Source organism: Aliivibrio finisterrensis, assembly GCF_008933155.1.
Classification (GTDB): Bacteria; Pseudomonadota; Gammaproteobacteria; order Enterobacterales; family Vibrionaceae; genus Aliivibrio; species Aliivibrio finisterrensis.
This window is the reverse complement of sequence record NZ_WBVP01000084.1, coordinates 1-744: the sequence shown is the minus strand read 5'-3', so window position 1 is coordinate 744 and position 744 is coordinate 1. Positions and strand designations below refer to the sequence as shown.

2 protein-coding genes are annotated in these 744 nt (G+C 37.2%); one reads left to right on the top strand and one right to left on the bottom strand.

Annotation, left to right across the window (positions count from 1 at the left end):
• A partial coding sequence (locus tag F8B77_RS17900) for a hypothetical protein (RefSeq protein WP_244298279.1) occupies positions 1-185 on the top strand: 185 nt, incomplete at its 5' end.
• A 287-nt stretch (positions 186-472) separates the two neighbouring features.
• On the opposite strand, the gene F8B77_RS17345 is transcribed toward F8B77_RS17900, so the two are convergent.
• Positions 473-744, bottom strand: a 272-nt coding sequence (locus tag F8B77_RS17345; RefSeq protein WP_151656906.1) for an HAD family hydrolase, incomplete at its 5' end; no start/stop codon positions are given.

Below are 744 nucleotides of genomic sequence, written 5' to 3'. Positions count from 1 at the left end.
CAATCAGCGACAATAACTGTGAAACGAAACAATCCCTTTTTCTTACACCATTTGAACGATTTGGTTTCAGCCTGTTTAGAACTAATAAACCAAATATCATTGCCACAATTGGGATTGAAAATGTTGAGAGAAAAACACTGGTGCAGGCTAAAATGAGGCATAACCAAAGAACAATTGAAGCGTAAATTAGCCGCTGAAACGCCTGAACTTAGGGCAATAATAGTTCAATGCCGAACCAGATGAAACGAACACCAAAAGGCAGCAAAGAAAAAGGAAAACCACCCTACTTTCACACCTAAAAAGCTAATGGTTCAATCGCTGAAGTGAACCAAAAAACTGCATTCTCAGAGTTCGTATAACGCCTGCATAACACGTTTGCTACCATGCAGATTAAGCTAAAATTTACCACTTAATACGGTAAACTCAAAGAAACCTAGAATGCCGAATGTAGCAAATCGTGTTGATGCATTTGTTATATGCTTAACTCATGAAGCTGAGAGATCGTTCTAAAATTGGAGTGACTTTCTTTTTCCAAACCTCTAGGGTTAAACCAAACCGCATTTAAACCAGCCTCTATCGCTGAAATAACGTCTTTTTCAAGTGAATCACCAACCATTGTAAGTTGACTAGGTTCAACACCTAACTTATTCGTTATTCTTTGATAAAATTCAGAACTACCTTTTGATAAACCAATATTTGACTTACAGAAATAACCTGAAATGAATTGAGACAACCCGACTCGTT